Annotated in this window: 9 protein-coding genes; 3 read left to right on the top strand and 6 right to left on the bottom strand. The window is 62.3% G+C overall.

From position 1 onward, the window contains the following. Nucleotides 1–241: hypothetical protein (locus ACH0BU_RS17595; protein WP_500264427.1), on the bottom strand; the 241-nt coding region annotated here is incomplete at its 3' end. Nucleotides 242–1,074: 833 nt separating this feature from the next. On the opposite strand from ACH0BU_RS17595, the gene ACH0BU_RS17590 reads away from it, so the two are divergent. Further along, complete coding sequence (locus tag ACH0BU_RS17590) at nucleotides 1,075–1,227, top strand: hypothetical protein (protein WP_406876086.1); 153 nt, start codon at nucleotides 1,075–1,077, stop codon at nucleotides 1,225–1,227. 100 nt (nucleotides 1,228–1,327) lie between these two features. Here ACH0BU_RS17590 and ACH0BU_RS17585 read toward each other — a convergent pair whose 3' ends face one another. Beyond that, nucleotides 1,328–1,540 carry a hypothetical protein gene (locus ACH0BU_RS17585; protein ID WP_406876085.1) on the bottom strand — a complete coding sequence of 71 codons (213 nt, stop codon included), beginning with the start codon at nucleotides 1,538–1,540 and terminating at the stop codon, nucleotides 1,328–1,330. Between the two features lie 484 nt (nucleotides 1,541–2,024). On the opposite strand from ACH0BU_RS17585, the gene istA reads away from it, so the two are divergent. Beyond that, a complete protein-coding gene (istA, locus tag ACH0BU_RS17580; protein ID WP_296222925.1) occupies nucleotides 2,025–3,536 on the top strand; it encodes an IS21 family transposase in 1,512 nt (503 codons plus the stop codon). Next, nucleotides 3,523–4,251, top strand: coding sequence for an IS21-like element helper ATPase IstB (gene istB, locus ACH0BU_RS17575; protein WP_048576739.1), 729 nt, complete (start codon nucleotides 3,523–3,525; stop codon nucleotides 4,249–4,251). Before istA ends, istB begins: the two co-directional genes overlap by 14 nt. A gap of 63 nt (nucleotides 4,252–4,314) precedes the next feature. Here the strand turns inward: istB and ACH0BU_RS17570 are convergent, their stop codons facing one another. The 4 genes from ACH0BU_RS17570 to ACH0BU_RS17555 form a co-directional block, all read right to left on the bottom strand. Further along, complete coding sequence (locus ACH0BU_RS17570; protein WP_500264426.1) at nucleotides 4,315–5,034, bottom strand: DUF4118 domain-containing protein; 720 nt, start codon at nucleotides 5,032–5,034, stop codon at nucleotides 4,315–4,317. A 361-nt stretch (nucleotides 5,035–5,395) separates the two neighbouring features. Further along, nucleotides 5,396–6,307 carry an Abi family protein gene (locus ACH0BU_RS17565; RefSeq protein WP_046407084.1) on the bottom strand — a complete coding sequence of 304 codons (912 nt, stop codon included), beginning with the start codon at nucleotides 6,305–6,307 and terminating at the stop codon, nucleotides 5,396–5,398. A 169-nt stretch (nucleotides 6,308–6,476) separates the two neighbouring features. Beyond that, nucleotides 6,477–6,977, bottom strand: a complete 501-nt coding sequence (locus ACH0BU_RS17560) for a hypothetical protein (RefSeq protein ID WP_046407082.1) — start codon at nucleotides 6,975–6,977, stop codon at nucleotides 6,477–6,479. A gap of 43 nt (nucleotides 6,978–7,020) precedes the next feature. Next, nucleotides 7,021–7,569, bottom strand: coding sequence for a recombinase family protein (locus ACH0BU_RS17555; RefSeq protein ID WP_500264428.1), 549 nt, complete (start codon nucleotides 7,567–7,569; stop codon nucleotides 7,021–7,023). Between the last annotated feature and the right edge of the window lie 65 nt (nucleotides 7,570–7,634).

Here is a 7,634-nt window from a genome sequence, read left to right as displayed (position 1 = left end):
GATCGTCAACAACAACCAGCCCGTTCCCGACGTGTTCTCCAAGATGACCAAAATCGCAGCTTCGGGCCGACTGGGCCATTCTGGTTGAAAATGGCCGCATGATCCGCAGGAACATGCGGCAGGAGCTGGTTACGGAGGAAGAACTCATGGCAGAGCTGCGGAAGGAGGGGTCGAGGATTTGGCGATGGTGAAGTTGGCCGTGATGGAAGCGGACGGTGAGATCAGCATTGTTGAAAGACATTAGGTGATCGGATGGCCGTCAGCGACATCGGTCCCGACGCTCAGCTGGCCCGGACAGCGGCGATGCCCATCCGTGGAGCGAGGCCATGAGGGCGGCCAAGTCGCTGGCGAGCCGCAGAGAGCTGGGCGGCTGCCTCGGTTTGGGGAGTGCGCCACGGGTAAACGTCGCAGGAATGGTGCGCTTCGTCAGGGACGCCGGGACCCATATTGATCCAAGTTTATTCTCTGGGAGCTCGTGTCAGCTTCGGGAGAATGCATGCCGGTCGTACAATGGTGTTTGGGACTGCCTCATCAGGGAACCGCAGCGGCTATCCAAGGTGGGAGTTGGCAGTTGGATGTACGGCATAGAGGCTCTTCGCGCTGGACGTGGAGGGTGTCCCACTCGGACCATCAGGCATCAAGGTCGGGTTCGGCCTCTTCGGCAGGCATGGCGATAAAATGCGCTGAAGGTGTTCTGGAGGACTTGGAGAGGCGGCTGATCGATGGCGCGTGGAGTGCACAGTACTGAGAGGTATTCTGTCGCTGCTTCTGGCGCTTGCGATCACGATCGGAACGGCCTGGATCAATCCGGCCACGGACGAGCGAACGATGTACGGCCATGAAGGTCCGGCGGAGCAAAACTGGCTGCCGCGCGAAGTGGCAGGCTGGCCTGCCCCCTATCTGGCTGACAATCCGAACACCTCGGTTTTCATAACGTCGGAGTAGAGGACAATTTTCGCCCGGGACCATTCATCGCCACGCTGAGTTTCTGGTTCATCATTGTCTCGGCATTGAGACGGTTCGGACGTTGGATCAGACGCAAGATGCAGCGTTAAGGTTTAGAGGAGGATAGCAATGAGCTATTTCGGCAAGTACGACACACCGGCTGATCTTCTCGTTGACGAGAATCTGAGCGCAGGGGAGAAGATCGAACTGCTTGAATCGTGGCGAGACGACAAGGAAGCCTACATGCGAGCCGCTGGGGAAGGCATGCAGGGTCCCAGTTGATCAGACGCACTGCGTCTCATCGAAAACGCGCTCATTTCCCTACGCAGCGAATAACCTAGGCAGAGCGTCTGAGCCCTTGTGACAGGCGTCTTGGTAAGCTCTAGCCGAGGCTATTGCGATCACTCTGGCGGCTGATCCACCACGGCATGGCGCCGACGAGCATACCGGGGTGCTCCGCTAACTCGTACAATGCCACCTCAAGGTGCGCAATCACCTGGCTCAGTAGCATAGCGGCTTCCGTACCTTCCATCTCGGCGCAAGCCTTGGACAGGTTCGCAATCTCGGCAGCGAGTGCTTCTAGGTCGTTGAGCATGACATGTCCGAAAACCGGCAGTTAAAAAGGGCGTCTACTCGTTCCCGTCTTCCAACGGGAGAGTAGGTTCGCTGGCTTTGGTCTCTATGGTTTCGGACGGCGGCAGGAACGCGCTGCCCTTCTGCGCACGACCGCGTGCCACCTCGACTATGCGATCGACAATGCGGTCTGCATCGCGCCACTTCATCACCAGCTTGCCTGGGTCCATACCTGTGACGGCCTGCAATGATGATCGGTTCGACGCGAGATAAAGGGCGCACTCTGGCGCATAGTCTGTGAGACCGTCGAGGTGCTTGGGCGCACGTTATTCGAGAACCAGCGTACGATCTTTGAGACGGACGCGAGACGGTCATCAGTCAGCGCACGCTTGTGGATCGGCGTGGAAAAAGGACCCCGTTAGCGGGGTGATCGGCGTCCAAAAGGGACCCCTTATCTCGGTGGTTTAGGCTGCTCGCTTGGCGTTGTGTCGGGCGGCGAGATCGGGATGTTGGTATTGGAGACGGTGTTGAGGATCCGGCGCGAGCATGCGTCGGGCAAAGCCATCAAGGCGATAGCGCGAGACCTTCATCTGTCGCGCAAGGTGGTTCGCAAGGCGATCCGGGCACCGGATGCAGACATGGCATATCGGCGAGAGGTTCAGCCGCTGCCCAAGCTGGGGCCGTTTCAGGGTCAGCTCGACACCTTGCTGGAGGAGGATGAGGCGCGGCCGCGGCGCGAGAAACTGCGCCTTACGCGCATCCATGATCTGCTGGTGCGCGAGGGGTTCGACGGTTCGTACGATGCGGTGCGTCGCTATGCCGCCCGGTGGCGCCGGGCGCGGCGCCGCGACGTGATGGACGCGCCGGCCTTCATCCCGCTGCTGTTTCGTCCTGGCGAGGCCTACCAGTTCGACTGGAGCCACGAGGACGTCGAGATCGCCGGCAAGCCCATGCGCGTGAAAGTGGCGCATGTGCGACTGTGCGCGTCGCGCGCGATGTACGTACGGGCCTACCCACGCGAGACGCAGGAGATGCTCTTCGATGCGCATGCCCGAGCCTTCGCCTTCTTTGGCGGGGTACCGACGCGCGGCATCTACGATAACATGAAGACCGCGGTGACGAGCGTATTCACCGGCAAGGAGCGGGTCTTCAACCGACGCTTCCTGGTCATGGCCAGCCACTACATGGTCGAGCCGACGGCGTGCTCACCGGCGGCCGGTTGGGAAAAGGGCCAGGTCGAAAACCAGGTGCAGACGGCTCGTGGGCGGTTCTTTCAGCCACGGCTGCGCTTTGCCAGCATCGAGGAGCTGAATGGCTGGCTGGAGGCTGAGTGTCGCCGCTGGGCGGATGTGCACCGGCATCCCGAGCACAAGGAGCTGAGCGTTGCCCAGGTGTGGGCTGCCGAGCGCACCGTGCTCCAGCCTATCGTTGCTCCTTTCGACGGTTTTCACGAGACCGAGCATGCGGTGAGCGGCACCTGCCTGATCAGCTTCGACCGCAACCGCTATTCCGTCATGGCCAAGGCGGTCCGCCGTACGGTGCAGGTCCGTGCCTATGCCGACCGCATCGTCGTGCGCTGCGACGGTGAGATCGTCGCCGATCATCCCCGCTGCTTTGGGCGCGACCGGACCATCTACGATCCGTGGCACTACCTGCCGGTGCTGGTGACCAAACCCGGCGCGCTACGCAACGGCGCGCCATTTCAGAATTGGCAATTGCCTCCGGCGCTGGGACGATTGCGCCGCAAGCTGGGCACCGGCGATGAAGCTGATCGGCGGTTCGTACGCGTGCTGTCAGCCGTGCTCGATCATGGAGTGGACGCGGTGGAAGCGGCCGTGCGTGAGGCATTGCTGGCAGGCGTCACCAGCGACGACATCATCTTAAACATCCTGTCACGCCATCGTGAGCCACCACGGCCGCTGGCGATTGCCACACCCGAAGACCTGGTGCTGCGCCACCCACCCCGTGCCGATTGCAACCGCTACGACAGCTTGCGAGGCTTCCATGCAGCGGCATGAGATGATGCAGGCTCTGACAGGGCTCGGGCTCAAGGGCATGGCTGGCGCCTTCGATGAGGCGGTGACGACTGGTCTGCAACGCAAGCGCACGACGATGGAGATCCTGACCGACCTGCTGCGTGCCGAAACGACGCACCGTCACGCAGCCTCGGTGCGCTACCGGATGACAGCAGCTCGGCTGCCGGCGGTGAAGGACCTGGATAACTTCGTCTTCGACGGCACACCCATCAACGAAGGGCTGGTGCGCTCGCTGCACAGCGGATCGTTTCTGCCGGGCCAGCGCAATATCGTGCTCGTCGGCGGTACCGGCACCGGCAAGACGCATCTCGCCAGCGCCATCACTGCGAATGTCGTGCGGGACGGCGCCCGCGGGCGCTATTTCAACACGGTCGATCTGGTGAACCGGCTCGAGGAAGAGACGCGCATCGGCAAGGCTGGCACGATCGCTGCGCAGCTCTCCCGGCTCGACCTCGTGGTGCTCGACGAACTCGGCTATCTGCCGTTTGCCCGCTCGGGCGGGCAGTTGCTCTTCCATCTGATCAGCAAGCTCTACGAGCGCACCTCGGTCATCATCACGACGAACCTGGCGTTTGGCGAATGGCCGACCGTCTTTGGCGACCCCAAGATGACCACTGCGCTGCTCGATCGCATCACCCACCATTGCGACATCATCGAGACCGGCAACGACAGCTGGCGCTTCAAACACCGTAGCTGACGCCTCCGACACCTCAACAAGATGCCTTGCGCTGGTCGCGCCTCCGGTCGGGCTACGCCCTCCCTACGCCGCGACCAGCGCGAATGCTGCGTCCGTCATACCTGTCACGCTGCTCCGCAAAGGGGTCCCTTTTGGACGCCGATAGAGGGTCCTTTTTGCGCGCCGATTGACAGCCTTTGCTTCCGCGTTGCCGGCATCCTGCCAGAAGTCAGGCCACGGACAGCCGGCTACGTCGTTGAAGTCGCTGATCTCCATGACGCGCTGGCCGCCCTCGCTCATGAAGGTCAGCTTGCCGTCGAGATCGAGCACCTTGATGCAGTCGGTCGAGCTGCCAAGCACGCCGGACAGGAACGCCTCGCGCTGCGCTGTGACAACCAACGCCTTCTCCCGTTCGTCACGTAGCCTATCGGCATCGAGAAGCGCCGTGCGCAGCGCCTCCACCAGCAGGATCAGCCCAAGCGTGCTCAGCAGAAAAATAACGGAAGCGCCCCAATGGACGGGCGTAAGCAGCAGCGGCAGATCAGGCCGCGCGACCACCAGTCCCGCGCCGATCGCGGACAGGATGGTGGCCAGGACACCGGGACCGCGACCGAGGAACAGCGCGAGCAGCACGACTACCGGTGTGTAGAGGAACCAGGGTGCGGACGATCCGAAGAGGACGACCTGTACGATTGCGACCATTGCGATGACCACAACTGTGAGCCCGTAGCGCAGAGGCTTTGGACGAGGACGTGCGACGGTCAGGTCGCGCAGTCGGTTGAGCAAGGCGGTCGAGATGGACATGGTTCCCCGGCGTGGGGGAGCGCCCCTGCGATCCCGAATATAATGCAGATCGAAAAGAGCGAAAAGCGGCACGCATTGATAAGGGCCGGTGTCACAACCGTCCGGTTTCGACCGGGCTACGCGACCTCGCATTTTCGCGTATTTGGCAGTGTCAAAACCGTATGTAGTAATATGGACGTACGACGGACTGAGGTAAAAAGGTCTACCTTTCGCCTGTCGCCCTCGTGGGAACAACGTCGTCACGTTTGCAATGCCGTCCCGACGAGCTAGGGTCACCGACCATGATTGCTGATGAGCAGTTGGCGCCGGAGCATGCTGCGTCACAGCCGGAGGGTTTGGGCGCTAGGGGCCGAGGAAAGCTTCAAAGCCACAGGGGCCTAGCTGCCCAGTTCTGAGGGAAACCCATTGCGGCTAGATCGCCGGTCGGATGCTGAGCGAGCAACGTCACCAGCTCATCCCGCCAGGCTGATGTCGGAGCGACCTGTCTCAGCAGGTAAACGATGAGGACCAGGGCGTTATAGAGCTGGGCTGGAGCACGGGCTGCGGGCGGCTCAAGTGTGCTGACGAGGGCGGCCGGTTTGAAGGGCACCCGCATGCGCAGCAAAAAGCCGCGGTTCCAAAGCCGGGCATGATGCGCGCAGCTGTTTCGGATCGTGGAGAGATGCTTCAGGAGCGGCACGAGCACCGCTTCAGGGAGCCCGAGGGGTTTGGCTATGGCGTTACGCAACCCCCGATCGTCGAGCAGCGCATACCATCGAGAGAGCTGCCCGAACGACATCATCTCCGCCACCATCCACACCGGCGGCATTGCCGGAGTGCTGTAGGTCCGACGATAATGATCGATGTACGTCTCGGGCGAGCTCGCCACGTCGTTGGTTAGGCGGGTCAGGTTGTCGTGGTACTTACCCGGATGATAGTAGAGCGCTGCATCCAGGTAGCCGTGGGGTCCAAACCGCTGCGCCAGCTCGTACGCCCAGCTACCCCGTACAGCGACTTCGATCCGTTCGATTGCATCGAGCACTAGCAGCCGAAGGCGGCGGTCAAAATCGTACAGGGCGGTGACGGTATCGAAGCTGGTGCCCGGCAAGAAACGGGCGCCAGAAGTGCCCTTAGGATATTCGAAGGGCAGCCAGTAGGCGCTCAGGCGGTAGTAGCTGACATGGCGTAACCAGTGCTCGGCCCGCACCACGTCGGGGATTGCCATGCCTTCGGCCTGGAGGTGTTGGAGCTGCTGCGCGATCGTCGTCGCGGGTTTTGTGAAGGGGCGTGGCACCCATCCTGCTTAGCAGGGCAAAAAAAGACCCGCCAAGTGTGCATACCCTTGCGGGCAGAGGCCTGGCGGGTTCGATTAACCCCGAGATATGAGCGAAAACCCAACAAAGCAATAACGACTAGCCCGTTTTTGGGGCAGCCCCTTGCAGCAGCTACGATCTGGCCGTTCTTCACCGAATCCAAGCATGAATCGATGAGCTACCATCGAGCATGCTGAGCGGGGTGGGCGTGATCCAGTCGGCGCCCAACACGGGATAAGGTCCGTAGAACAAGTCGCCAAGAGCGCGTCGATAGTGCGCATTCATCCAGCGCCGGCGCCGATGCTCCGGGCCATCGTGGATCATGTGACACCGCTGGCACAGTGCCGCCAGCTGGTGGAGCGTGCTGTCGCTAGGGTCGTGGTTAAGGTGCGCACAGGCCAGCACCACCGGCGTCCACGCACCGTGCACCAGGATGTCCTCTGTCGGCCGTCGCACGCGTCGACCTTGGCCATCGCGCCAGCAATGCCGCTTCCGGTCCCACCATCGTCCATCCCGCATATGGAATACTTTTTGCCCATGGGGGCGCCCGCAATGCTCGCAGCATCCCCCTGCCCGCACGAAGCGCACATGATGCGAGAGCTGGGGCCAGTCGATCGGATACAGGAACACATGTTCGGGACGGATCGGCATCAGGCCTCCCCCTCCGGTGCGTCGGGCTGCGGGGTGGTCAGCATCACGGGATCAATGCTGCGGCGGTCAGCGCCCGGTAGAGCGTGGCATGGTGACACTTGAGGAGCTTGGCCGCTTCCCGCACCGACGTGCCCTCGCTCACCAACCGTTCGCCAAGGGCAATCTGATCGGGGGTGAGCTTGGGCGGGCGGCCGAACCGGACCCCCCTCGCCTTCGCCGCGACCCGCCCGCTGCTGGTGCGCTGGTGGATCAGCTCGCGCTCGAACTCGGCGATGCCGGCGAACACGGTCAGCACCATGCGACCCGCAGGCGAGGTCGTATCCGCCCAAGGCTCGGCCAGCGAGCGCAGGCCGGCGCCGACCTCCTTCAGCTTCTCGGCAATGTCGAGCAGGTCGCGAGTGGAGCGTGCCAGCCGGTCGAGCCGCGTCACCACCACCGTGTCATCGTCGCGCAGCTGCTCGATCATTTTGGCCAACTCGGGCCGATCACGCTTCGCGCCCGACACCTTCTCCTCGAACGTCCGCTTGCACCCCGCCTCCTTTAACGCGGCGCGTTGCAACCGGAGATCTTGGTCATCAGTTGTAGATGTCAGCGGTGAATAGCACGGTTCTGTCAGCGCTAAGTGACACCGATAACGAGTGTGCTGCGGGCGGCCTC

It is taken from the genome of Sphingomonas olei (assembly GCF_045369765.1).
GTDB lineage: Bacteria > Pseudomonadota > Alphaproteobacteria > Sphingomonadales > Sphingomonadaceae > Sphingomonas > Sphingomonas panaciterrae.
The sequence above is the reverse complement of the archived record's forward strand: the minus strand, read 5'-3'. Positions and strand labels throughout refer to the sequence as shown.

Excerpts from the sequence above, each read along its gene's own strand:
- ACH0BU_RS17590 (WP_406876086.1), top strand. The coding sequence starts at position 1,075 with ATGAGCTATTTCGGCAAGTACGACACACCGGCTGATCTTCTCGTTGAC.
- ACH0BU_RS17585 (WP_406876085.1), bottom strand. The coding sequence starts at position 1,540 with ATGCTCAACGACCTAGAAGCACTCGCTGCCGAGATTGCGAACCTGTCC.
- istA (WP_296222925.1), top strand. The coding sequence starts at position 2,025 with ATGTTGGTATTGGAGACGGTGTTGAGGATCCGGCGCGAGCATGCGTCG.
- istB (WP_048576739.1), top strand. The coding sequence starts at position 3,523 with ATGCAGCGGCATGAGATGATGCAGGCTCTGACAGGGCTCGGGCTCAAG.
- ACH0BU_RS17570 (WP_500264426.1), bottom strand. The coding sequence starts at position 5,034 with ATGTCCATCTCGACCGCCTTGCTCAACCGACTGCGCGACCTGACCGTC.
- ACH0BU_RS17560 (WP_046407082.1), bottom strand. The coding sequence starts at position 6,977 with ATGCCGATCCGTCCCGAACATGTGTTCCTGTATCCGATCGACTGGCCC.